The sequence below is a fragment of the Ralstonia sp. SET104 genome (assembly GCF_003851545.1).
In the GTDB taxonomy this organism is placed as follows: domain Bacteria; phylum Pseudomonadota; class Gammaproteobacteria; order Burkholderiales; family Burkholderiaceae; genus Ralstonia.
This window is the reverse complement of the sequence record NZ_BHVX01000005.1, coordinates 1-22,444: the sequence shown is the minus strand read 5'-3', so window position 1 is coordinate 22,444 and position 22,444 is coordinate 1. Positions and strand designations below refer to the sequence as shown.

Here is a 22,444-nt window from a genome sequence, read left to right as displayed (position 1 = left end):
TTTGCTAGGCAGAGTGAGTGTGATGAATGTGGGTCGAAAAAAGCGCACGAGCAGCCCCGCCCCGTCAGGACGACGGCTCAGGCGACTGCTCGTTGACTGGCGGTAGGATCTTGGCTTCGGGCTGGTAAGCGAACCAGCGCGGGTAATGCTTGCGAACCACCTCGCCCTCGAAGTGCAGGGCATGGCAGCCATGGAGTTGGTAAGGCGGCTTTTCGCCGGGCTCGATCGGTCGGACATCGTTGGAGTTGTCGCGCACCGGAAAGACATCGCCCGCAAACGCCTGAATGGCAGCGGTCGGCAGCACGCCGCACAGCTCCGTCAGGTGCGTACAGCCTGCCACGCCGCCGAGTCTCTCACGCGAGGCCTTTCGAAAACCCTTCATCAGGTTCAGGCCGATGAGCTTGCGGTAGGCGGGGCCTATCGTGTCGCAATGGGTGGGGTACGGCACCCAGTCGGAGCACGCTTCAGCATCCACCACGTTCATGCGGGCATCGATGGTCACGCGCAGCCACAAGTCGTGCAGCGGCTCACCTTCGGGGCGGACGCCGCCGCTGGCAAGCGGGATATCACGTGGCTTGGTGTCGGTCAGGCGCGCCTCGATATCCCACAGGCCATCGTCCCGCAAATAGGCCTCCACCGTGATGGCACGGCGGTGGCGCATGACGCGCGGGACGGGAGCAGACAGAGGCATGGACCAGACAGACCGATAGGACCGATGGAGGCGGCGCGCGCGGATCTCGCGCATCGCCTACAGGACGTGCGAGGAGCGAATCAGCCGCCACACACGAACACGACCGCCCTGCAACCGAGGTAGAGGGCGGTATCAAAGACTCGAATTTTAACACGTCGTCACGACCAGACAGGGGTCACGTGTTGCAACGCAGTGTGAATGCGGTTGCAACAACCACCGAAGGTGCAACCGCAGCAATCGGTACACACAGGATTGTTCAAGTACACACAGGATTGTTCAAGCGAATTGTTGGGAGATCAGCGGCGCTCAGGCTGATTCGTCCCCATCTTGCAGCAGTTCGTCCGCCCCCGCGATGATGCGCGACACCACGGAACGAGAGAACCCGCGCGCCATCATGTAGCGCACCTGCTTGGCACGCTCTGTCAAATCGGCAGGTGGATGTCCGAAGCGCTTATCCCACAGGGCCTTGGCTCGGGCGGCTTCGGTGCTTTGCAGTTGGGCTTTGACCTCGCCCAGCGTTTCTTCCCCAAGTTGATGCGTTTTCAGTTCCTGCATCAGGCGAGCCGTGCCGTAGCGACCTGCGCGGCGGTGCACCATGCTCTCGGCAAAACGCGCGTTGGAGAGCCAGTTTTCGCCCTCCAACCAGTCCAGCAACGCATCAACTTCCTCAGCGGATTCGGCATGAGGAGTCAGTTTGCGACGCAATTCAACTCGACTGTGCTCGCGCCGAGACAAATAACCCAGCGCACGTGCCTTCAGCGATAACGGTTGGCGGGGCAACGGCATGCGGACTCACGCTCAAAAAGAAAACGCCCGCCGTTGGGGAACGGCAGGCGTATGAAGCTCGATAGAGCCGCCGATCTGCGCCGACGGCCAACCCAATTACTCTTCTCCGACTTCCTCGGCCACTGCAATGGCGCCCATCGGCGTCACGCCCAGTGCTTCACGGACCTTGTTCTCGATGTCGCGGGCAAGGTCGGGGTTCTCACGCAGGTATTCGCGGCAATTGTCGCGGCCCTGACCGATGCGTTCGCCGCCGTAGCTATACCAGGCGCCGGACTTCTCGACGATCTTGGCTTCGACACCGAGATCAATGATTTCGCCCTCGCGCGACACGCCCTGGCCATAGAGAATGTCAAAAATGGCTTCACGGAACGGCGGCGCCACCTTGTTCTTGACGACCTTGACCTTGGTTTCGTTACCCACCACTTCATCGCCCTTCTTGATCGAGCCGATGCGGCGGATGTCCAGACGCACCGAGGCGTAGAACTTCAGCGCGTTACCGCCTGTGGTGGTTTCCGGCGAGCCAAACATCACGCCGATCTTCATGCGGATCTGGTTGATGAAGATGACCATGCAGTTGGTCTTCTTGATCGTGCCAGTCAACTTGCGCAGCGCCTGGCTCATCAGGCGGGCCTGCAGGCCGGGCAGCGCATCGCCCATTTCGCCTTCGATTTCCGCCTTGGGCACCAGTGCGGCCACCGAATCGATGACGATCAGGTCAACCGAGCCCGAGCGCACCAGGGCATCGGCAATTTCCAGGGCCTGCTCACCCGTGTCCGGCTGGGAGATGAGCAAGTCCGGCACACTCACGCCGATCTTGTCAGCGTAAGTGACGTCCAATGCATGCTCTGCATCAATAAAGGCGCAGGTGCCGCCCAGCTTCTGCATCTCGGCAACCACCTGCAGCGTCAGCGTGGTTTTGCCCGACGATTCCGGACCGTAGATTTCAATCACGCGACCGCGCGGCAAGCCGCCAACGCCCAGCGCCACGTCCAGCCCCAGCGAACCCGTCGACACGACCTGGACCGGCTCGACCTCGGCGTCGCCCATCTTCATGATGGAGCCCTTGCCGAACTGCTTTTCGATCTGCGCGAGCGCGGCAGCCAGCGCCTTCTGCTTTTCTGCGCTCATCGCGGCTGCCTTCTTACCGTCTTCCATGGTCGTCCTTCGTGCAAATTGGTGTATAAATGGGCCGCAAGGGCTTGCGATTCCAGCGGTTGCCTGCAACAACGGGCCACGCAGCGCGGCCCATTTCATGACTTTAGCGCCGCCAAGACTACAGCACCGCGAATTCGGAGTACTGTATAAAAAACCAGTGGTTTTGACAAGTCTCCAATACGAATGTCGCGCGAAAACAATGTAGCGGGCGGGATGGGCGAAACATCTTGCCCGGCATCGCGGGGAGACACGCATGCGCATCCTGATTGCAGAAGACGACGCCACGCTGGCTGACGGGCTGACCCGTTCGCTGCGCCAGGCAGGTTACGCCGTCGACCAAGCCTCCGATGGAGCCACTGCCGATGCGGCGCTGTCCGCGCAAACGGCCCAAACCTATGACCTGCTGATTCTCGACGTAGGCCTGCCACGCATGTCGGGCCTGGAGGTACTCAAACGGCTGCGATCGCGCGGGGCGATGTTGCCCGTGCTGATCCTGACCGCCGCCGACAGCGTGGAAGAACGCGTCAAGGGTCTGGATCTGGGCGCCGACGATTACATGGCAAAACCCTTCGCGCTGTCCGAACTGGAAGCGCGCGTGCGGGCGCTGGTGCGGCGCGGTACGGGCGGTGGCGCCACGCTTGTCCGCCATGGGCCACTGGCATTCGACCAGGTTGGGCGCATCGCCTATATCCATGATCAGGTGGTGGAACTGTCGGCGCGTGAGATTGGTCTGCTGGAGATTCTGCTTGCGCGCGTCGGCCGGCTGGTGTCGAAAGAGCAGTTGGTCGATCACCTGTGCGGCTGGGGCGAGGAAGTCAGCAACAACGCCATCGAGGTTTACATCCACAGGTTGCGCAAGAAGATCGAGGTGGACGGCATCCGCATCGCCACCGTGCGCGGACTGGGCTATTGCCTGGAACGCGCCGCCGCCCCTGCCCAGGCTGCCGCCCATGGGTGACCGGCTGGCTTGGCCGTGGCGCCGCTCCCGCGCACCACGGCCCGACCCCGACCGTACCGGCGCGGCCCCCCGCGCGGACGACCAAGACCTCGCCGATACCCTTCCCCACCTTGAAGACGACGCCACGCGGCCCGTCGCCCGATCGCTCTTCGGCGAGATTCTCGACTGGATGCTTGCGCCGCTGCTGCTGCTGTGGCCGATGAGCATTGCGGTGACCTATCTGGTGGCCAAGTCGATTGCAAATGCGCCATACGATCGCGCGCTGGAATCGAGCGCCATCGTGCTCAGCCAGCAACTGCGCGAGGTGAATGGGCGCGTGACGCTGCAACTGCCGATCTCGGCGCGCGAAATTCTGCGTGCGGACGAGACCGACAACATCTATTACCAAGTGCTTGGCACAAACGGCGAGTTCGTCTCCGGTGACCGCGAGTTGCCGCTGCCGCCGGAGGAAGACGCCAACGCCGGCGGCCTCGTGCAACTGCGCGACGATCACATTCATGGCGCAGAGATTCGGGTTGCGTACACGTTTGTGCAGCGGCCGGGCTCCGGCGACAAACCCGCGCTGGTGCAAGTGGCGGAAACGCTCGACAAGCGCGCGCAGCTTGCCAACGAAATCATCAAGGGCGTGATCCTGCCGCAGTTCGTGATCCTGCCGCTGGCGGTGATCCTGGTGTGGTTTGGACTCACGCGCGGGCTGGCGCCTCTCAATGCGATTCAGGAGCGCATCCGCGCGCGCAACCCGGGCGATACGAGCCCCATCGACGAAGGCGCCGCGCCACAGGAGTTGACGCCGCTGGTGGCGTCATTCAATGACCTGCTCGGGCGGCTGGAGCAATCCGTGCACACGCAGAAGCGCTTTATTGCCGATGCCGCGCATCAGATGAAAACGCCGCTGGCCGGCTTGCGCATGCAAGCCGAACTGGCGCAGCGTGAGCAATCGCCCGATGAGCTGCGCCGCACGCTCGCGCACATCGCCGACAGCTCGGACCGCACGGCGCATCTCGTCAAGCAACTGCTCTCGCTCGCTCGCATGGAAAACATGGGCGCCACAGATAGCATGGTGCCGCTCGATATGTGCACGTTGTCCCGCCAGGTGGTGGCCGACTGGCTGCCCAAGGCATGGGCCAAGCAGATCGACCTCGGCTTCGAAGAGCCTGGCGCGCCTGTCATGACATCGGGCAACGCCACGATGCTTGCCGAGATGCTCAACAACCTGCTCGACAACGCCATCCGCTACACGCCCGATGGCGGCCATGTGACTGTGCGCGTGACCACCGCGCCGTTCGAGCCGTTCCTCTTCATCGACGTGGACGACACCGGCCCCGGCATCCCCGTTGCCGAGCGCGAGCGCGTGATGCAACGCTTCTACCGCATCCTCGGCACGCAGGTCGAGGGCAGCGGGCTGGGCCTGGCGATCGTGCGCGAGATCGTGCAGCAGCATGGCGGTGACATCGAGGTGCTCGACAACGTCTATCAGGCATCGCCCCGGCTGGCGGGGGTGCGTTTTCGCATCACGCTGCACCGCTATTCGCCCAGCGAGGCGCCGGGCGCATGAGCATCACGCCAGGCACCCCCGCGCGCCAGCGATGGTTCACCAACATGCGGTGGATCGGCGCGCTGCTGGGCGTGTGGTTTGTGGTGACGTTCGTGGTGGCGTTCTTCGCGCGCGACCTGTCGATGCGCATCTTCGGCTGGCCCTTCGCATACTGGGTGGCGGGCCAGGGCGCGCCCATCGTCTACGTGCTGATCACGGTGCTGTATGCGTGGCGCACGAACCGGGCGGCCAATGCCGCGGCACAGGAAGCCGAGTCGACGCAGCCCGACGCATCGGAACCACCGCCGTCTATCTGAAGCGCCGTGGCGGGCGTGCGCCGTGTCACGCCACGCCGAGATGGCGCAGCTTCACGAAGGCCAGCGCCGCCATCACCGCATCGTTGAGCGCATCGTGCGCATCCCAGGTCGGCAGGTCCAGTTCTCTCATGAGGGTGGCAAAGCGCAGGTCCAGATCAGGGTCGCCCTGCTGGCGGTAGGGTGGCAATTGCCGGAACCGATAGTCGTAATACAGGGCGGAGACTTCGATCTTGGGCTGCGGCAGGCCAATGCCGAGCATGGGCACCAGCACCCGATTGAGCATCGCCACATCAAACTCGAGGTAATAACCCACCAGCGGCCGGCTGCCGATGAAGTGCAGCAGTAAGCGGACCGCCTCTTCGATCGGTACACCATCGGCCAGGTCGCACTCGCGCAGGCGATGCACGCGAATACTTTCGGCGGCTACGCTCCGCTGGGGCTTGACGAACAGCTCCAGGCGCTCGCTGGTCAGGATGCGGTTACCGACAATGCGGACAGCTCCGATAGAGACGATCTCGTCGGTGCGCACGTTCAGGCCAGTGGTCTCGCAGTCGAGCGCGATCCACTCTTCGGCGGGTGGTAAGTCGAACAGGAAGCGGAATGTCGGATCACGCAGCTTGCGCAGCAGGCGCCGCCTGTGCAGCGCGTGTCGCCAGTCAGAAAGCAGCCCGATCATGGCAGCCTGCCTCGCTTCACATCCACTCAGTACGCCAGCGCTGCCGCAACAGCGCCTTGAACCGCTTCACCGCGCCCAGCGCGTCTTTGAGCAGATCCCGCTCCAGAGACGACAGGCGCGATGGATGCACGTCGCACGACACGGGCTGATGCGCGTCGATCTCTGCGAGCCCGGCCTTGAGCCGCAGGGCCATCAAAAAATGCAGGCTCTCGCTCAACTCGTTGGCCATCTGCAGGTCGAGCACCTGGGCGCGCACCAGCGCTTCCAGCCGCGGCACCGTGCCGATCTGGTCGAGCACATGATGGGCGAGCGCGAGGCTTCGCACGCCGTGGACGATGGGAAAGATGCCCTCCTTCTTCACGTCGAGCACCGGGTTGGGATCCCCCAATCCGAGCAGACGATCGCGCCAGCCCGGAGCGTGACCGAAGGCTTCGATGGCCGCGGCAAAGCGGCCCAGCAGCGCGTCGTTGTTGAGCGTCAGGTCCAGCAAGGTCCGCCGCAGTTGCTTGAGCAGGGCGGCATCGCCGCACACCGCGTGTGCATCGAAGAAGATCGCCAGGCGCATCAAGCCCTCGGGGCTTGGCAGGATCAACCATTCGCGGATGTGCCGCGCGAAGTCGCCCGCGCTCATGCACCACTCGGGCCGGCTGAGCATGATGCCGCCCGGACAGGGCGGGTAACCGAATGCGGCCAGCGCATCGGAAAAGCGCGTAACGATGCGCGATAAGTCGGGGGGCGGCACATAGCCGTCGCGCAACACCAGGGCGTTGTCCTGATCGGTCTTGAGCAGTTGCTCGCCACGGCCCTCGCTGCCCATGACGAACAGGCAACTGTTGGCCACCAGTTCCGGTGGCGCGATCATCTGCCACGCACGCTCGAACAGACGCGCGTTGATTTCGCGCACGAGGTTGGCGATGTGGTCTACGCGCGAGCCGCCGCGCATGAGCAACGAGACCATGCGCGTGATCTGCGACGCCACCTGCGCGAGCGCGTCCAGATCGCGGGCCAGGCTGATCTGCACGGTCAGCAGATACGAGTGATTGGCCAGGAAGCTGAACACGTCGAGCGATTCAAGCAGACCGAGAATCTCGTCTTCGCGCGTCACGACCAGGCGGTGCACCCGATGGCGCAGCATCAGCGTCAGCGCATCGCCGATCTGCGCGGACGCGGGCACGGTGATCAGGGAAAACTGGCTCATCTGCCCGACCGGCAAACGATCGAGCGGCGTGCCATGCAGGACCGCCCGCTGCAAGGAGCTGCGTGTGAAGATGCCCACCCGCGGTGGATTGCTGGAGCCATCGCGCACCAGCACGTTCGAGGTGTTGTGGGCCTGGAACAGCTTGACCACGGAGACGACGTCGGTATCGGCGTCGACGAAATGCACGGGGCGAACGAAGGCGTCGCTCACGCGCGAGACGGCAAGCGACTGCATCGTCTCCATGCTCTGCCGCTGCGCAATCACGCTGAGCTTGCTGCCCAGGTCTGAGAAGAGCAGTGCCCCAAAAGTGGCATTGATTGCAATGAGATCGCGCACCGCCTGGCGCGCGACCTGATAAGCCACGACTTCTTCGGTCGCGACGAAGCGGCTGCTGGCCTTGCCTGCCACCAGGGCTCGCCCGTCAAAGCAATCGTCGGGGCCGTAGGTGGCGATCAGCTCGTCGCCGTCATACTGGGCGACGCCGCCCTTGAGGATGACGAACAGGTGCAGCGGTGCCGCACCAACGTCGAGTATGACTTCGCCTTCGGGGTAGTAGCCGATGTCAACGGCCTCGTGCACCAGGCGCTGTTCGTCCTGGTTGAGGCAATCGAAAGGCCAGACCGAGAAGTTGAAGGCGCTGGGCATAGTCGTTTGAAAAGCGGGCGACGCAGCGCATCGCCCGCCTTCGGTCCGCGTGGCCCTGTGGTTCTATGGCCCTGTGGTTCTATGGCCCTATAGCCGCTCAGTGGCTGGATGCCCCGGCCGCGCCGAGGCCCGTCTCCGAGCGCACCTGCTGCGCGGCGAAGGAAGCCTTCTCCGCCTTGGCACGCGCGCTCGTATCCAGCACCGAGAACAGCCACACGCCCACAAAGCCGATCGTCATCGAGAACAGCGCTGGCGACGTGTACGGGAACCACGCCGAGCCCTTCGGGTAGCCGAGCGTGGCTTCCCACACCGACGGCGAAACGATGGTCAGCCCCACCGACGAGATCAGCCCCAGGAACCCGCCAATGACCGCGCCGCGCGTGGTGCAGCCCTTCCACAGCATCGACAGGAACAGCACCGGGAAGTTGGCCGACGCCGCCACCGCAAACGCCAGTGACACCATGAACGCGATGTTCTGCTTCTCGAACGCGATGCCCAGCAGCACAGCAACAAAACCCAGCACCAGCGTGGTGATGCGCGACACCTTCAGTTCGTCTGCGCTATTGGCTTTGCCGTTCTTGAACACCGTGGCATACAGGTCGTGCGACACCGCCGAAGCGCCGGACAGCGTCAGCCCTGCCACCACCGCAAGAATCGTGGCAAAGGCCACGGCCGAGATGAAGCCGTAGAACACATCGCCGCCCACCGTTTTGGCCACCAGCACCGCGGCCATGTTGGCCGTGCCCGCGCCGCCCTTGATCACACCCTTGGCCACGTCGGACAGCTCGGGGTTGGTCAGCACCAGGGTGATCGCACCGAAACCGATGATGAAGATCAGGATGTAGAAGTAGCCGATCCAGGTGGTGGCCCAGAACACCGACTTGCGCGCTTCCTTGGCGTCCGGCACCGTGAAGAAACGCATCAGGATGTGCGGCAGGCCGGCCGTGCCGAACATCAGCGCCATGCCAAATGAGATGGCCGAGATCGGGTCTTTGATGAAGCCGCCCGGCGACATCACCGACAGGCCGATCCTGGCGGCTTCATCGGGCGATTTGCCAGCATTCGCCGCAATAGCGGTCTTCACCTCAACCGCCTTGGCGAACAGCGCTTCCGGGCTGAAGCCGTACTGCGCCAGCACCATGATGGCCATGAACGTCACGCCGGCAAGCAACATGCATGCCTTGATGATCTGCACCCACGTCGTTGCTGTCATGCCGCCAAACAGCACGTAGATCATCATCAGCGCACCGACAATGACCACCGCGATCCAGTAGTCGAGCCCGAACAGCAGCTTGATGAGCTGCCCCGCGCCGACCATCTGCGCGATCAGGTAGAAGGCCACCACCACCAGCGTGCCGACTGCGGCAAAGCTGCGGATCGGGCCTTGCTCGAACCGGTAGCCCGCCACATCGGCAAAGGTGAACTTGCCGAGGTTGCGCAGCCGCTCGGCCATCAGGAACGTGATGATGGGCCAGCCGACCAGGAAGCCGATCGAGTAGATCAGCCCGTCGTAACCCGAGGTCATGACGGCCGCGGAAATGCCCAGGAACGAGGCCGCCGACATGTAGTCACCCGAAATGGCCAGACCGTTCTGGAAGCCCGTGATGCCGCCGCCGGCGGTATAGAAATCTGCCGCAGAGCGCGTGCGGGAGGCCGCCCACTTGGTGATCCAGAGCGTGCCGGCCACGAACAGCGCAAACAGGACGATGGCCGTGGTGTTGGTTTCCTGCTTGGCGGTTTGCCCAACATCGCCGCCAGCGGCCAGGGCCGCGCCGCAAGCGCCGGCGGCCAGCAGCGCCACCAGCATCATGGAAAGCATCTTCTTCATTTGGCGATGTCCTTCAGGATGTCCTGCGTCAGTTGATCGTATTCGCTGTTGGCGCGGCGCACATAGATGCCGGTGATAACGACGGTAAAGACGATCACCGCCACGCCCACCGGTACGCCCACGCTCATCACGCCCGCACCAACGGGCTTGGCGAGAAACGACTTGTCGAATGCGATCAGCGCGATGTAGCCGTAGTACACGACCAGCATCAGCACCGTCAGACAGAGGCCGAGCACATTGCGCCGCCGCTTGAGCAGCGCGTACTTCGGATGCACCTCGATTTTTCCTACCAAACCATCCTGCATCGCCTGTCTCCTGTTTCCTGTTGCTTTATTGGAATGAGTGCAGCGATTCTCGGCAGCGAAACTGACTGAACTCTTACTCGCCCCCTGCGCAGTGACGTGGCGGGGATAGTGGTTTTCCCTAGCGCAGTAAAACAACGCGCTGTACACCCGGTGACATCGATCGGGAAACGGGCCACGGCGGAATTTCATTCACGCCGAAATCCGTCTGCGAATCCCCAGTTCTTGTGCGTATGCACATCCGCCGGATTGCGCCATGCCTTCTGGCACTGCGTGCGCAAACCCACCTTCCGATGATGCAACGCACGCTTGACGGTGACGCACAGTCGGCACGTGACCGCCCGGCAGAGGCGCCCCAAGTACTTGATTTTGCTGGAATCCTTTTCCACTGAACCGGTGCTTCCAAATGCACACCGTTGTCAGAACGCCGTAAGTTTCGGTTTCCACAATCGTTCGCGATTCCGCGGGCGAGTTGCTTTGCGTTGTCATGTCCGTGCCCAGCGGGACGACCTACGAAAACAGGAGACAACATGGCAACCGTGCAAAGTGCACCGAATGCGCCCGTCGGACGCATACAGCCCGCGCCCATGACGAAGGAGGAGAAGAAGGTCATCTTCGCCTCGTCGCTGGGGACGGTGTTCGAGTGGTACGACTTTTATCTCTACGGCTCGCTTGCGGCCATCATCGCCAAGCAGTTCTTCGCCGGGCTGGACCCGACAGCAGCCTTCATCGCAACGTTGATGGGTTTTGCGGCCGGCTTCCTGGTGCGGCCGTTCGGCGCGCTGGTGTTCGGGCGGCTGGGCGACATGATCGGGCGCAAGTACACGTTCCTGATCACCATCGTCATCATGGGTACGTCAACGTTTGTCGTCGGTCTGCTGCCGGGTTACGGCACCATCGGCGTGGCTGCGCCAATCATCCTGATCGCGTTGCGCCTGCTGCAGGGTCTGGCGCTCGGCGGTGAGTACGGCGGTGCCGCAACCTACGTCGCCGAGCACGCGCCGCACGGCCGTCGTGGTGCCTACACGTCTTGGATCCAGACCACGGCAACGCTGGGCCTGTTCCTCTCGCTGATCGTCATCCTGGTGGTGCGCGAGCTGACCGGCAAGGCGTTCGACGACTGGGGCTGGCGTATCCCGTTCCTGGTGTCGATTCTGCTGCTCGGCACGTCGGTGTACATCCGCCTGTCGATGAGCGAATCACCGGCGTTCCAGAAAATGAAGGCCGAGGGCAGGACCTCCAAGGCCCCGCTGACGGAAGCCTTCGGCCAGTGGCGCAATCTGAAGATCGTGATCCTGGCGCTGATCGGCCTGACCGCCGGCCAGGCTGTGGTGTGGTACACGGGCCAGTTTTATGCGCTGTTCTTCCTGACGCAGGTCTTGAAGGTCGACGGGTTCACTGCCAACGTGCTGATTGCGGTTGCGCTGGCCATCGGCACGCCGTTCTTCGTGTTCTTCGGCTCACTGTCGGACCGCATCGGCCGGAAGTGGATCATCCTGATCGGCTGCCTGCTGGCGATGCTGACGTACTTCCCGCTGTTCAAGGCGCTCACGCACTACGCCAACCCGGCGCTGGAACGCGCTCAGCAGACCGCGCAGATCACCATCACGGTCGACCCGAAAGAGTGCTCGTTCCAGGGCAGCCCAATCGCCCGCGAGGTGGATTTCCGCTCATCGTGCGACATCGCCAAGCGCACACTGGCGCAGTCGTCTGCCAGCTACGAGACGATTGAAGGCCCGGCCGGCACGGTCGCGTCGGTGTCGATCTCCGGCAAGCAGATCGCCTCGCTCAACGCCAACCGCACAGCCGACGGCCAGAGCTTCGATGCAGAAAGCAAGGCGAAGATTGCCGACTTCAAGAAGCAGGTGGGCGAGTCACTCAAGGCAGCCAACTACCCGACCAAGGCCGATCCAGCCCAGATGAATACGATCATGGTGCTGGTGATCCTGGTGATCCTGGTGATCTACGTGACCATGGTCTACGGCCCGATCGCGGCGATGCTGGTAGAGATGTTCCCGACACGCATCCGGTACTCGTCGATGTCGCTGCCATATCACATCGGCAACGGCTGGTTCGGGGGGCTGCTGCCGACCATCTCGTTCGCCCTGGTGGCCCAGAACGGCAATATCTATCACGGTTTGTGGTACCCGATCTGGATCGCGGCCATTACCTTCGTGATTGGTGCGCTGTTCGTGCGCGAGACCAAGGATGTGGATATCTATCGCAATGATTGAGCAAGGGGGTTGACATATTCGCCGAAGACGGTAGAATCCCGCTTCTTCGGCGAATTAGCTCAGTCGGTTAGAGCGACGGAATCATAATCCGCAGGTCCGGGGTTCGAGTCCCTGATTCGCCACCAAACAAAGCAAAAGGCCACAAGCGCAAACTTGTGGCCTTTTGTCTTTTCTGACCGCCGGCCCGGGGTCCCAGACTTGGGGACTGGGAAACTCGGAGTCTCAGTCTCCCGCCCCAACCCCATCCAATTCAGTCGACGGTTTTTTCGTAGACATCGACCGCGGTTGCGCCGGGGCGGACGATGCTTTGCCGCTGTCGACTGAAACCGGCCCGGCGCAACAGCAATTTCATGCGATCGGCATACCGCGTGCATTCGGCACGGACGATGGCTCCCTTGGGCGCCTTGCGAATGATGTTGCCCAGCAACGCCTGCCCATGGCCCTTGCCGCTGTACTCAGGCGCAATCGAGAACATCAAGACGGTCACCAGCAGGCGCCCGTTGCTTACGACGCCGTCGAGCCAGGTGAAGCCGATGATCTCGTCGCCCGCCTCCAGCACAGCAAGCGGCGACAGTTCACCGCCGATCCCTGCATCGGCCAGCCACAACGACAGGCACACGCCCAGCAACTGTTTGAGCAACAGGACATGGCCTTTGCCGCTGAGATACCGGTCGTTGTAGGCGCCGGTAAAACTTCCCAACTGCGCCAGCCGATAAATCGACGGAATGTCCAATAGCCCAGCACGGCGAAATACCGTCTGGTCTTCTGTCATATGTATCTCCCCACCTTCCCCAAGTGACACGGCATCGCTGACGGCCGTCGCCCTTATCGGGACAGTGTACTCGGCGAGTTTCCCAATAAGTTGAGGGAGCGGGAATCGGGTGAAATGCTGTAGCGAATTTGCAGCCACGCCGCGGATAGCAGGACAAGACGGGTTAACAGCCTGGGCATTTAATCAGCAAGCGCCTCGGCTTGCGCGGGCACCGAAGCGGCGATCGCCAGCACCCAATCCGTTGTCAGCTTCGGTTGCGTGACGGGCAGCATGTGGCCGCCTTCAATGACGCGCAGGTTCACGCGGTCGAGCTTCTGCTTAAGCGCTTCCCCCTGCCGCTTGACGTTGAGGATGCGGTCACCGCGGCCGTATAGCACGTCGACGGGCACCGTCATCGAGGCATAGCGGCGCTCCATGTCAGGCAGATCTTCCGGCGCGCAAACAAGATCGGACGACGCCGCATAAAACACATGCGGACGCAGCCCGAGCAAGCCGCCGCCCCTGAACGGGAAATCCTTCGGCATGGCCTCGGGCGCGAACACGGCAGCAATGGCTTTGCGCGAATTGATGATCGACATGGGAATCGCCAGCGTCCACGACACCAGCTTGCGCATAAACGGCGACGGCAACACCAGGCCCTTGAACGCACCGGGCGGCGTGCTTTCTTCATGCGTGAGTGGGGCAATCAGCGCGAGCCGGTGAATGGCCTGCGGATGATTCAGCCCCACCGCCAGTGCAATCGCCCCGCCCAACGAATGCCCCACCAGCACGGGCTTGTCGAGCCCGAGCTTCTCAATGCACTGCGCGACCATGCGCGCCTGCGCGTAGATGTTGGCTGGCGAATCCGCACCGCGCACGGAGCGCCCTGCCCCCGGCCGGTCGATCACAATCACGCGATGCGAGCGTGCGAGCCGGTCCATATCCAGATACGCAAAGTTGCGCAGATTGCCGCACAGGCCATGCACGAACACGATGGCCGGGCCGTTGCCTCGGTCGATGTAGTGCACGCGGTCTGCGCCGACATCAATGAATTTACCCTCGGGCGGAAACCCCTTGGCAACGCGGCGCGCGATGATGAACGTGAACGCAACAGGCGCCAGGATTGCAAGCGCGATGACGCCCAGAACGATGCTGGTCATAGTGTCCCCGATGCGAGAGTCGGTTAAGCGGGTTGTGCCGCGCCGATCGGCTGCGCACGGCGCTCGAACTGCATGGCGCTGTCTGCCAGCGTGCCGAACTTCAGCATCATCAGATCACGTGCGTAGTTCTGATACGACTTCCACGGTTGCCTGTCGCCCTGCTTGGGCAGGATGCTGGCGGCGCGCTGGATGTAGCCGGACGTCAGATCGACAGCGGGCGCGCGGCCCATGGCTTCGTAGTCAAGGCGCGGCATGCAGGTATCGAAGCCGTTGGACTGCATGTGATTGAACAGCCGGCACACGTACTGCGCGATCAGCTCGGCCTTGAGCGTCCATGACGCATTCGTATAGCCGAACGATGACGCCAGGTTCGGCACGCCGCTGTACATCATGCCCTTGTACGACACCGTCTCAGCCAGGTTCACCGCACGACCGTCAATGATGATGGACGCGCCGCCCAGCACCTTGAGCTTGAGCCCCGTGGCGGTGACGATCAGGTCGGCATCGAGATGCTCGCCGCCCTTGAGCTGCAGGCCGGTGGGCGTGAAGTGCGCGATCTCGTCGGTGGCAATTGACGCCTTGCCCGAGCGAATGGTCTTGAACAGATCGCCATCGGGCACGAGACACAGCCGCTGATCCCAGGGGTTGTAGCGCGGCGTGAGGTGCTTGCGCACATCGAAGCCGGGGCCGATCTGCTTGCCAGCCATGCGGATGATGAAGTCTTTGAATGCCTTGGGCTTGCGGCGCGCAAGGCTGTAGAAATACATCGTGAGCAGCACGTTCTTCGTACGTACCAGACGGTGCGCCAGCCCTGCGGGCAGCCATCGGCGCAACCGGTTTGCCACGGCATCCTGCTCGGGCCGCGACACGATATACGTGGGCGAGCGCTGCAACATCGTCACGTGTTGTGCGGTGTCGGCCATCGCGGGCACGAGCGTAACCGCCGTTGCGCCGCTGCCAACCACCACCACGCGCTTGCCCGCGTACGACAAGTCGTTCGGCCAATGCTGCGGATGCACGATGCGGCCCTGGAACTGGTCCATCCCGGGCCATGTCGGCGCATGGCCTTCTTCATAGTCGTAGTAGCCGCTGCACATGTAGAGGAACTTGCAGGTGAACTGCACCGGCTCCTCGTGTGTGCCGTCGCTGCGCAGCGCCTGCACGGTCCAGCGCGCAGCGGTGGAATCCCAGTTCGCGCCCGTGACCTTGTGGCGAAAGCGGATCGCCTTGTCGATGCCAAACACGCGCGCGGTGTCACGGATGTAATCGAGAATGGTCTGGCCGTCGGAGATGGCCTTGTTGCTGTGCCACGGGCGGAAGCTGTAGCCGAGCGTGAACATGTCGGAATCCGAGCGGATGCCGGGGTAGCGGAACAAGTCCCACGTGCCGCCGACCGTTTCGCGCCCTTCCAGGATGGCGAAGCGCGCCGATGGGCAGCGCTCGCGCAGGTGATATGCCGCGCCCACGCCGGAAAGCCCGGCACCCACGATGAGCACGTCGAAATCCGTGTCCGGCGCGTTTGTACGGTTGCGCTGCGGCTGTGCCGTGGCGCCTCGCTCGATCATCGTGTCCATGCGGTCTCCTGGTTGGCGATTCTGCGGCGGCCCGGCGAAATTCGCGCCAAAATGTGGTGTACGTTGTCACCACTTTAATTTTTCAGCGTCCTGACGTCAAATAGCGAAATGGAGAAAACATTTGAAACGGCCAACGCACCGGCCAAGAAAGGCCGCCCGTATGGCGGCGTGGGGCCTGAGGCACGTACCGCTGAGCGCCGCGAAGCGCTGATCCGCGCCGCTACGCGTGTCTTCGGCACGGTGGGATTCCGCAAAGCCACCGTACGGGCCATCTGCCAGGAAGCGAAGTTGAACGACCGGTACTTCTATGCCGCGTTCGACAGCACAGACGCCCTGCTGCGCGCGACTTACCAGCAGCATGCCGAAGCCCTCCGGGCGCAGGTAGCCCAGGCCACGGCTGCCGTGGACGGCACCCTGGAGGCGCGCATCGACGCAGGCCTGCACGCGTTCTTCGCGTTTCTGCGAGACCCGTGCGCGGCGCGCGTCCTCCTGCTGGAAGTGATGGGCGTCAGCCCGGAAACGGATGCGACCTACCAGCGCAACCTGCTGGAATTCGGCAAGCAGATCATGGCGAACGCCCAACTGCCCGGTGCCAACAATGACGACAATGCCGAACTGCGCGCCGACCAGCGCATCATCGGCCTCGCGCTCGTGGGCGCCATGACCAACGTGGGAGCAGCGTGGCTGCTGACCGGCTATCGGGATCCTGAAGAAAAGATGGTGCGCAACTGCCGGCAGGTGCTGCTCGGCACGTTGCGCACCATGATGGGCGCTTAGTGGGCGCTTGGTGGGCGCTTGGTGGGCGCTTACACCGAGTCTTCCGGCTTGCCCAGACGGACCACGGTCACGCCCGGCGCCAGATGCCGCAGCGAGGGCTGCAGCAGCACACAGTTGTCGTAGGGCGTGACAATCTGCACATCACCATCAGTGGCGATGACCGTACCCGCGCGGGCGATGGTCTCCATGCCGCGATAGTCCTCGGCAAAGCGGAAGGCGGTGGACTGGGCGACCACGGGGTCTGTCACGCGGATGCATCGCACCTCCAGCGCAGGCGCAATCCCCAGCCATTCCGACACAGCCGACGCATCGACAATGCCCAGCGTCACCAGAAAACGTGCGCACGCATCGAGCGCCACGTCGCGGCTCACACGCTCAAAGTGCTGGCCACATTCAATGAGCAAGGCGTTCTTCGGGCTGGCCGCATCGCCAAATCCGCCGTAATCGCGCAGGCGTCGGCCGGCGGCATGACCGGCGTCGATCATCAGGTGCGACGGTGCGCCGACTTGGCGGCCAAGCGCGACGCCCTTCACATGCGGGCCCGTGAGCATCAGCGGTTCTGCCTTCTCGTGCATCGAATGGATGTCGAGCAAGCAATCAACCGTGTCGATCACGGGGCGCAACGCGCGCGCGCGGCGCAGTTCCAGCGTGTTGCCGGGGCCGTCGAGCTTGTCGGCAGACCACACGCGGTTCAGGTCTTCATCAATGAAGCGCGTGGCGTCCGGGTCGTGGATATCGAAGCGCTCGTATGCCTCGACATTGGCGAACGACAGTGTGAGCTTTCCGCGGGCCGGGCGTACACCAGCGGCCAGCAGCGCATCCACCGCAATCGCGCCGCACAGTTCGTTGCCGTGCGTGAGCGCGTTGATCATCACGTGCGGGCCGGGCGCACCGCTGTCGAACGTGTGCACGTAATCGATACCGTGCGTGCCGGCTTTCCAGCAGCGGATGTCGGGCTTCTGGAGTTCGATCGGGTAGACCGGTAGCGTGGCGCGTAGCGCCTCCAGGGTCATCATGCGAAATCCTTGGGTAAGACGAAAAGTCAGTTCAGGTTCAGTGCGCACGCGCACGCCCACGCAGCATCCACAACGAGGCCAGGCTGATGAGCGTGGTCGCAAACACGTAGAAGCTCGGCGACGTCTTGATGTGCGTGACGCCAATCAGCCACGTGACGATGAGCGGCGAGAACCCGCCGAAGATCGTCACCGACAAGTTATAGCTCAGCGCCAGGCCCGTGCCGCGCGTGCGCGTCGGGAAGATGTCCGCCAGCAGCGCAGGCAGCGGCGCCAGGATGGCCGCCAGCAGCACACCCACAATCGCCTGCATGACCAGCAGCGTCCAGAACGTCGGCTGCGCGACCAGCGTGGCGAACATCGGATACGTCGACAGCGCGATCACCACCATCGCAATCGACACCACGCGGATGCTGCCGAAGCGATCGGCCAGCAAACCAAACGCGGGCGCCATTACCATCAGCATCGCGCCGGTGATCATCGTGCAGACCAGCGACGCGCTGGTGGCAATGTGGAGCTGGTTGATGGCATAGGTCGGCATATAGACCTTCTGCACGTAGTTGAACGCGGTGACGGCCACCACCACCCCGGCGCCTAACAGCAATCCGGGCAAGCCCTGCGTGAGCGTGTCGCGCAGCGGCGAGCGTTCCTGCAACGCCGCGGGCGCTTCAGCCTGCATGGCAACGAACTCCGGCGTCTCAGGCGTATGGCGGCGGATATAGACGCCGATCGGGCCGATCAGCAAGCCAAACAGAAAGGCCACACGCCAACCCCAGGCTTCCACTTGCGCAGTGGTCAGCGCATACGTGAGCCATGCGCTCAAGCCTGCGGCAAGCAATGTGGCCAAACCCTGCGTAGCCGCCTGCCAGCTCGCGTTGTAGCCCATGCGCTTGCCGTTGGCGTGCTCGATCATGAATGCCGTGGCCGAGCCGAATTCGCCGCCGGCCGAAAAACCCTGCAGCAACCGCGCGACGATCACGATGGCCGGCGACCACAGCCCGATCGACGCGTACGTGGGCGCAAACGCGATCATCGCGGTCCCCAACATCATCAACAGGATCGACCAGGTAAGCGCCGCCTTGCGCCCGACGCGGTCCGCATAGCTGCCAAGCACCATCGAGCCCAGTGGCCGCATGATGAACGAGACGCCAAACGTGCCGACAGAGAGCATCAGCGAGCTCCACGCATCGCCCGTCGGGAAGAACAGCTTGCCGATGGTGATGGCGAAATAGCCGTAGATCAGCAGGTCGTAGTATTCGAGCGCGTTGCCGACGCTGGCGGCCAGCACGGCGCGCCAGGGCGCGGGGTGTTGATGCGTTTCGGTGGCTACGTGCGCGGGTGCGCCGCTCGCGTTGAGGGTGTGGGCTGGCATGGTTGTCTCCCCGTGGTCTGTGCCGATCCGCCTGTTGAACAACGTTGGCGGGCGAAGGTTGCGGAGGAGTCTAGGTGCCGTGCCTCGGCCGCTTGTGCCGTTTCGGCACAAGGTTGGGCTTTTTGCGATACGCCTCAGGTTGCAGCGGGGGCGTTTTCGACAGCGCGTTGCCACACCTCGTCGAGCAGCGCGCTCTGGTTGCTGCGCACGCGCATCATGCGAATGTCGACGTGGATGTGCCACGCCTTATCGCCAGCGGGGCGGAGTTCACCCGCGGTCAGGTGTGGCCTGGCCAAGCGGTACGGCAGCCACGCCATGCCGAATCCGCGCAGCGCCATCTCTTCCACCGCCTCGTAAAAATCTGCCTGGAACACGGGCTGCAGATGCGCCTTGCGATCCGCCGCCGCCAGGTGGCTATCGAGCATCTGCCGCAGTGTCAACCCGCGCGCGAAGGCCAACCATGGCAGCGGCGCTGCAGCCGTGCCCGGCAGGGTGAAGCGCGCGCGGCCGCGTTTGTCGGGGGCGCTCACGGGTACCAGCGTCTCGCTGCCAAGCAGGCAGTGGTCATACTTGTGCGGATCGAGCAGCGCATCGGCCTGCGGGCTGGCATAGGCGATCAGCAAGTCGACCGTGCCGTCAGCCAGCGCCAGCACACCCTCCTGCGTACCACCCGTCGTCACGGTGAGCGCAAACACGCCGCGCTGGCGTGCCAGCGTTTCATACCAGCCGGGGACGAACGTGCGCGCCAGCGTGCGCCCCGTGCCAATCTTCAGCGCCACGGGCAACTGCGCCTCACGCAGCAATAGTCGCGCATCGTTCAGGCCGTTGACGGCATTGGCCGCCGCATCCAGAAACAGGCGCCCGGCGGCCGTGAGCGTGACCGGATGTTCGCTGCGCTCGACCAGCGCGATGCCCACCCATTCCTCCAGCGCCTTGATGCGGCGCCCGAACGCGGGATGCGTGACATTGCGGTTCTCGGCAGCGCGGCTGAAGCTGCGCGTCTTGGCGAGTTCCTTGAAGTCTTCCAGCCATTTGATCTGCATGGCGCGTCCGGTTGGGGTGGTGGGCGTGAGGTGTACGCATTATCTCTGCTGCCTGCACGAACAGTCTTAATGCGCATACCGTATCGTTATCATCTTGAGCCAACGATCCGCCACGCTTTCATGACCGCACCCCGCCCGCTGTCCATCGGCATTGCCGGCGCCGGTAACGCCGGCCTGGCCGCCGCCATCGCGTTTGCCCGTCAGGGGCACGACGTGCACGTCTTCGAAAAGCATCCGCAACTGACCGCCATGGGCGCGGGCCTGCTGATCCAGCCGCAGGGCATCCGCGCGCTGGAGGCACTCGGCGTGGGCCGTGAACTGGAAGGCATCGGCGCACCCATCGACCGGCTGATCGGCCTGAGCCATCGCGGCTGGCGCTTGCTCGACATCGACTACGCCGATACGCCCGGCCGCGCCGTCACGCGTCACGCGCTGTCGTCGATGTTGTACGACGCCGCACTGCGCGCGGGCGCGACGTTCCACTTCGGCTGCACGATCGACCAGTTGCATCATGACGGCCCGAAGGCGCGCGTGACGCACGCACAAGGCGACGCAGTCTTCGACCTGTTCGTGATTGCCGATGGCGCTGGCTCCACGCTGCGTGAATCCGCCGGACTGGCCGGCCCGTCGCGCGCCTACCCCTGGGGTACGTTGTGGTTTCAGGCTTGGGTGGACGGCTGGAACGCGCGCGTGCTGCAGCAACGCTTTCGGGGCACGCGCGAGATGATGGGTCTGCTGCCCACCGACGTGGACGGCACGCGCACACGCCTGTCGATGTTCTGGAGCCTGCCCCGCAAGGATGTGGCGGCCTGGCGCCAGAACGACATCGCTCAGTGGAAAGCGCACGTCCTCAGCCTGTGGCCGCAAGCCGCCCCCGTGATCGAACAGATCCGCTCACACGACGATCTGCCCTTCGCTGTCTATCGCCACACGTGGCCGCGCGCGCTGGCCAGGCCGCCCTACTGCGTGATCGGCGACGCCGCGCACGCCATGAGCCCGCAGCTCGGCCTGGGGACGACGCTGGCCGCGCAGGACGCCCTGGCGCTGGCGGCGTGCGTGCAGGCTCACGGCGCCATCGATGGCGCCATCGCCTACCACGCCCGTCGTCTGCGTACTGTGCAGGCGTATCAAACGCTCAGCCGCGCACTCACACCATGTTTCCAGGCGGCGTACGGCGGGTGGATGCGCGACGTGGTGTTTACTACCGGCCTGCGCATCCCCGGTATCGCCTGGCTGATGAAGCGCAGCCTGGCGGAACCGCCCGCACGCGATGCGGCGTTTGCCCCAGCCCCTGACCGCACCGCCGGCAGCGAAAAACCGCAGGTATGACACCGGCGCATTTCGCGCAGTCGCCAAATCAGATGGCGCCGGCACGCCGCTGCCCACACACACCTGCGTGCAATCGGCTCGCGCTTATGTCTCGTACGGCGCGACGTCCTCGTCCGACAGCGCGCCCACGTCGTCCGCCGGCTTCAAATTGTCCAGGCGGTAGCCATGCTTGTACACCGCCACCAGACGCACCTCGTTCACCGGCTCGATATTCAGCTTCATGCGGATGCGCGAGACGTGGCTATCAATCGTGCGCGTGTACTCCGACGAATTGCGCCCCCACACCTGCCCGAAAATGTGATCGCGCGACAGCGTGCGGCCCACGTTCGAGAACAGCAGCAGCGCGAGCTGGAACTCAATGCCCGTCAGCATGACCGACTCGCCGTGCAGCTTGACCTGCTGGCGCTGCGGGTTGAAGTGATACGGGCCGAGCTCGAACGGCAAACGGCCATACGGAATCGGATAGGCGCGGCGCAGCAGCGCGTCCACGCGCGCGCGCAGTTCGGGAATACGGAACGGCTTGGCAATGTAGTCATCGGCGCCTTGCGTGAGCGCGCGTACAAGGCTCTTCTCGCCTTCTTCGGCCGTCACAAACAGAACCGGCAGCACGTCCTTGTGGCGGCTGCGCACCACGCTCAGCACGTCGATGCCGAGCATGCCCGGCGTATGCCAGTCGAGAATCAGCATGTCGTACGACGAGCGGCCCAGCATGCGCAGCAGGGTGGCGCCATCGGCGTAAGTCACCACGTCGTGGCCGGACTGGGACAGGATCTGGACGATGACTTCGCTTTGGAAAGGGTCGTCTTCAAGCAAGGCGATACGCATGTTCGGCTCCATGAAAATTGCGCACATGCGTGCCGGGATGGCGGGGGCGCCGGTGGCGCCCGGTCAGTCGCGTCCAGCGCGATCCGTTGCATGTGTTATGTGTCTGCAATTTTCATGGCGCGGTTTGCTACGAACCATGAGAAGAGTCCTAATTTGTGAAGACCCTTGAAACGCTGTACGCGGTGTGCATTCCGAAAACACGGGCAAAAAAAGGGTTCATCGAGGAATTCCGGGGAAGGCGGCGCGGATCTTGAGGAAGAAGTATTCCTCGTCGCG

At 63.6% G+C, this 22,444-nt stretch carries 20 protein-coding genes and 1 tRNA gene; 7 read left to right on the top strand and 14 right to left on the bottom strand.

What is annotated here, in order from left to right; all coding sequences use genetic code 11:
* Positions 1–64 precede the first annotated feature (64 nt).
* From PSUB009319_RS08005 to recA, 3 genes are all read right to left on the bottom strand, one after another.
* Positions 65–691, bottom strand: coding sequence for a DUF2889 domain-containing protein (locus PSUB009319_RS08005; RefSeq protein ID WP_124381708.1), 627 nt, complete (start codon positions 689–691; stop codon positions 65–67).
* A 306-nt stretch (positions 692–997) separates the two neighbouring features.
* Positions 998–1,477, bottom strand: coding sequence for a recombination regulator RecX (gene recX, locus PSUB009319_RS08000; RefSeq protein WP_124381707.1), 480 nt, complete (start codon positions 1,475–1,477; stop codon positions 998–1,000).
* Between the two features lie 96 nt (positions 1,478–1,573).
* Complete coding sequence (gene recA, locus PSUB009319_RS07995; protein ID WP_124381706.1) at positions 1,574–2,632, bottom strand: recombinase RecA; 1,059 nt, start codon at positions 2,630–2,632, stop codon at positions 1,574–1,576.
* Positions 2,633–2,885: 253 nt separating this feature from the next.
* Here recA and PSUB009319_RS07990 point away from each other — a divergent pair, with 253 nt between their 5' ends.
* Genes PSUB009319_RS07990 through PSUB009319_RS07980 form a run of 3 tightly spaced genes read left to right on the top strand, consistent with a single transcriptional unit; the run spans position 2,886 to position 5,441 of the window.
* Positions 2,886–3,590 carry a response regulator transcription factor gene (locus tag PSUB009319_RS07990; RefSeq protein ID WP_124381705.1) on the top strand — a complete coding sequence of 235 codons (705 nt, stop codon included), beginning with the start codon at positions 2,886–2,888 and terminating at the stop codon, positions 3,588–3,590.
* Positions 3,583–5,145, top strand: a complete 1,563-nt coding sequence (locus PSUB009319_RS07985) for a sensor histidine kinase (RefSeq protein ID WP_124381704.1) — start codon at positions 3,583–3,585, stop codon at positions 5,143–5,145. The genes PSUB009319_RS07990 and PSUB009319_RS07985 overlap by 8 nt, the downstream gene beginning before the upstream one ends.
* Positions 5,142–5,441 (top strand): sodium/substrate symporter small subunit, encoded by a 300-nt coding sequence (locus PSUB009319_RS07980; protein WP_124381703.1) that lies wholly within the window; start codon positions 5,142–5,144, stop codon positions 5,439–5,441. Before PSUB009319_RS07985 ends, PSUB009319_RS07980 begins: the two co-directional genes overlap by 4 nt.
* Positions 5,442–5,466: 25 nt before the next feature.
* Here PSUB009319_RS07980 and PSUB009319_RS07975 read toward each other — a convergent pair whose 3' ends face one another.
* The 4 genes from PSUB009319_RS07975 to PSUB009319_RS07960 form a co-directional block, all read right to left on the bottom strand.
* Positions 5,467–6,117: a 3'-5' exonuclease gene (locus tag PSUB009319_RS07975; RefSeq protein WP_124381702.1), complete on the bottom strand. Its 651-nt coding sequence runs from the start codon at positions 6,115–6,117 to the stop codon at positions 5,467–5,469.
* A 16-nt stretch (positions 6,118–6,133) separates the two neighbouring features.
* Positions 6,134–7,960 carry a DUF294 nucleotidyltransferase-like domain-containing protein gene (locus PSUB009319_RS07970; RefSeq protein WP_124381701.1) on the bottom strand — a complete coding sequence of 609 codons (1,827 nt, stop codon included), beginning with the start codon at positions 7,958–7,960 and terminating at the stop codon, positions 6,134–6,136.
* Positions 7,961–8,057: 97 nt separating this feature from the next.
* Positions 8,058–9,788 carry a cation acetate symporter gene (locus PSUB009319_RS07965; RefSeq protein ID WP_124381700.1) on the bottom strand — a complete coding sequence of 577 codons (1,731 nt, stop codon included), beginning with the start codon at positions 9,786–9,788 and terminating at the stop codon, positions 8,058–8,060.
* A complete protein-coding gene (locus PSUB009319_RS07960) occupies positions 9,785–10,093 on the bottom strand; it encodes a DUF485 domain-containing protein (RefSeq protein WP_124381699.1) in 309 nt (102 codons plus the stop codon). The genes PSUB009319_RS07965 and PSUB009319_RS07960 overlap by 4 nt, the downstream gene beginning before the upstream one ends.
* A 527-nt stretch (positions 10,094–10,620) precedes the next feature.
* On the opposite strand from PSUB009319_RS07960, the gene PSUB009319_RS07955 reads away from it, so the two are divergent.
* On the top strand, positions 10,621–12,324 hold the full coding sequence (locus PSUB009319_RS07955) for an MFS transporter (protein ID WP_124381698.1): 1,704 nt from the start codon (positions 10,621–10,623) through the stop codon (positions 12,322–12,324).
* Between the two features lie 48 nt (positions 12,325–12,372).
* Positions 12,373–12,449 (top strand) — tRNA-Met (locus PSUB009319_RS07950).
* Positions 12,450–12,574: 125 nt separating this feature from the next.
* On the opposite strand, the gene PSUB009319_RS07945 is transcribed toward PSUB009319_RS07950, so the two are convergent.
* Genes PSUB009319_RS07945 through PSUB009319_RS07935 form a run of 3 tightly spaced genes read right to left on the bottom strand, consistent with a single transcriptional unit; the run spans position 12,575 to position 15,800 of the window.
* Positions 12,575–13,234 carry a GNAT family N-acetyltransferase gene (locus PSUB009319_RS07945; protein ID WP_260392911.1) on the bottom strand — a complete coding sequence of 220 codons (660 nt, stop codon included), beginning with the start codon at positions 13,232–13,234 and terminating at the stop codon, positions 12,575–12,577.
* A gap of 41 nt (positions 13,235–13,275) precedes the next feature.
* Positions 13,276–14,235, bottom strand: coding sequence for an alpha/beta fold hydrolase (locus PSUB009319_RS07940; protein ID WP_124381697.1), 960 nt, complete (start codon positions 14,233–14,235; stop codon positions 13,276–13,278).
* A 23-nt stretch (positions 14,236–14,258) separates the two neighbouring features.
* Positions 14,259–15,800: an NAD(P)/FAD-dependent oxidoreductase gene (locus PSUB009319_RS07935; RefSeq protein WP_260392922.1), complete on the bottom strand. Its 1,542-nt coding sequence runs from the start codon at positions 15,798–15,800 to the stop codon at positions 14,259–14,261.
* Between the two features lie 117 nt (positions 15,801–15,917).
* Here PSUB009319_RS07935 and PSUB009319_RS07930 point away from each other — a divergent pair, with 117 nt between their 5' ends.
* Positions 15,918–16,586, top strand: coding sequence for a TetR/AcrR family transcriptional regulator (locus PSUB009319_RS07930; protein WP_124381695.1), 669 nt, complete (start codon positions 15,918–15,920; stop codon positions 16,584–16,586).
* Positions 16,587–16,615: 29 nt separating this feature from the next.
* Here PSUB009319_RS07930 and PSUB009319_RS07925 read toward each other — a convergent pair whose 3' ends face one another.
* From PSUB009319_RS07925 to PSUB009319_RS07915, 3 genes are all read right to left on the bottom strand, one after another.
* Positions 16,616–17,602 (bottom strand): M14 family metallopeptidase, encoded by a 987-nt coding sequence (locus PSUB009319_RS07925; protein ID WP_124381694.1) that lies wholly within the window; start codon positions 17,600–17,602, stop codon positions 16,616–16,618.
* Positions 17,603–17,639: 37 nt separating this feature from the next.
* Positions 17,640–18,971, bottom strand: coding sequence for an MFS transporter (locus tag PSUB009319_RS07920; protein ID WP_124381693.1), 1,332 nt, complete (start codon positions 18,969–18,971; stop codon positions 17,640–17,642).
* A 134-nt stretch (positions 18,972–19,105) separates the two neighbouring features.
* Entirely contained in the window at positions 19,106–20,014 is a 909-nt protein-coding gene (locus PSUB009319_RS07915; protein WP_124381692.1) for a LysR family transcriptional regulator, read from the bottom strand.
* A 120-nt stretch (positions 20,015–20,134) separates the two neighbouring features.
* Here PSUB009319_RS07915 and PSUB009319_RS07910 point away from each other — a divergent pair, with 120 nt between their 5' ends.
* A complete protein-coding gene (locus PSUB009319_RS07910) occupies positions 20,135–21,343 on the top strand; it encodes an NAD(P)/FAD-dependent oxidoreductase (protein ID WP_124381691.1) in 1,209 nt (402 codons plus the stop codon).
* Positions 21,344–21,427: 84 nt separating this feature from the next.
* On the opposite strand, the gene PSUB009319_RS07905 is transcribed toward PSUB009319_RS07910, so the two are convergent.
* Positions 21,428–22,168, bottom strand: a complete 741-nt coding sequence (locus PSUB009319_RS07905) for a response regulator transcription factor (protein WP_124381690.1) — start codon at positions 22,166–22,168, stop codon at positions 21,428–21,430.
* Positions 22,169–22,444: the final 276 nt, after the last annotated feature.

Excerpts from the sequence above, each read along its gene's own strand:
- PSUB009319_RS07910 (WP_124381691.1), top strand. The coding sequence starts at position 20,135 with ATGACCGCACCCCGCCCGCTGTCCATCGGCATTGCCGGCGCCGGTAAC.
- recX (WP_124381707.1), bottom strand. The coding sequence starts at position 1,477 with ATGCCGTTGCCCCGCCAACCGTTATCGCTGAAGGCACGTGCGCTGGGT.
- recA (WP_124381706.1), bottom strand. The coding sequence starts at position 2,632 with ATGGAAGACGGTAAGAAGGCAGCCGCGATGAGCGCAGAAAAGCAGAAG.
- PSUB009319_RS07925 (WP_124381694.1), bottom strand. The coding sequence starts at position 17,602 with ATGATGACCCTGGAGGCGCTACGCGCCACGCTACCGGTCTACCCGATC.
- PSUB009319_RS07985 (WP_124381704.1), top strand. The coding sequence starts at position 3,583 with ATGGGTGACCGGCTGGCTTGGCCGTGGCGCCGCTCCCGCGCACCACGG.
- PSUB009319_RS07990 (WP_124381705.1), top strand. The coding sequence starts at position 2,886 with ATGCGCATCCTGATTGCAGAAGACGACGCCACGCTGGCTGACGGGCTG.
- PSUB009319_RS07975 (WP_124381702.1), bottom strand. The coding sequence starts at position 6,117 with ATGATCGGGCTGCTTTCTGACTGGCGACACGCGCTGCACAGGCGGCGC.
- PSUB009319_RS07965 (WP_124381700.1), bottom strand. The coding sequence starts at position 9,788 with ATGAAGAAGATGCTTTCCATGATGCTGGTGGCGCTGCTGGCCGCCGGC.
- PSUB009319_RS07955 (WP_124381698.1), top strand. The coding sequence starts at position 10,621 with ATGGCAACCGTGCAAAGTGCACCGAATGCGCCCGTCGGACGCATACAG.
- PSUB009319_RS07935 (WP_260392922.1), bottom strand. The coding sequence starts at position 15,800 with ATGATCGAGCGAGGCGCCACGGCACAGCCGCAGCGCAACCGTACAAAC.
- PSUB009319_RS07915 (WP_124381692.1), bottom strand. The coding sequence starts at position 20,014 with ATGCAGATCAAATGGCTGGAAGACTTCAAGGAACTCGCCAAGACGCGC.
- PSUB009319_RS07980 (WP_124381703.1), top strand. The coding sequence starts at position 5,142 with ATGAGCATCACGCCAGGCACCCCCGCGCGCCAGCGATGGTTCACCAAC.
- PSUB009319_RS07920 (WP_124381693.1), bottom strand. The coding sequence starts at position 18,971 with ATGCCAGCCCACACCCTCAACGCGAGCGGCGCACCCGCGCACGTAGCC.
- PSUB009319_RS08005 (WP_124381708.1), bottom strand. The coding sequence starts at position 691 with ATGCCTCTGTCTGCTCCCGTCCCGCGCGTCATGCGCCACCGCCGTGCC.
- PSUB009319_RS07970 (WP_124381701.1), bottom strand. The coding sequence starts at position 7,960 with ATGCCCAGCGCCTTCAACTTCTCGGTCTGGCCTTTCGATTGCCTCAAC.
- PSUB009319_RS07905 (WP_124381690.1), bottom strand. The coding sequence starts at position 22,168 with ATGCGTATCGCCTTGCTTGAAGACGACCCTTTCCAAAGCGAAGTCATC.
- PSUB009319_RS07940 (WP_124381697.1), bottom strand. The coding sequence starts at position 14,235 with ATGACCAGCATCGTTCTGGGCGTCATCGCGCTTGCAATCCTGGCGCCT.
- PSUB009319_RS07930 (WP_124381695.1), top strand. The coding sequence starts at position 15,918 with ATGGAGAAAACATTTGAAACGGCCAACGCACCGGCCAAGAAAGGCCGC.
- PSUB009319_RS07960 (WP_124381699.1), bottom strand. The coding sequence starts at position 10,093 with ATGCAGGATGGTTTGGTAGGAAAAATCGAGGTGCATCCGAAGTACGCG.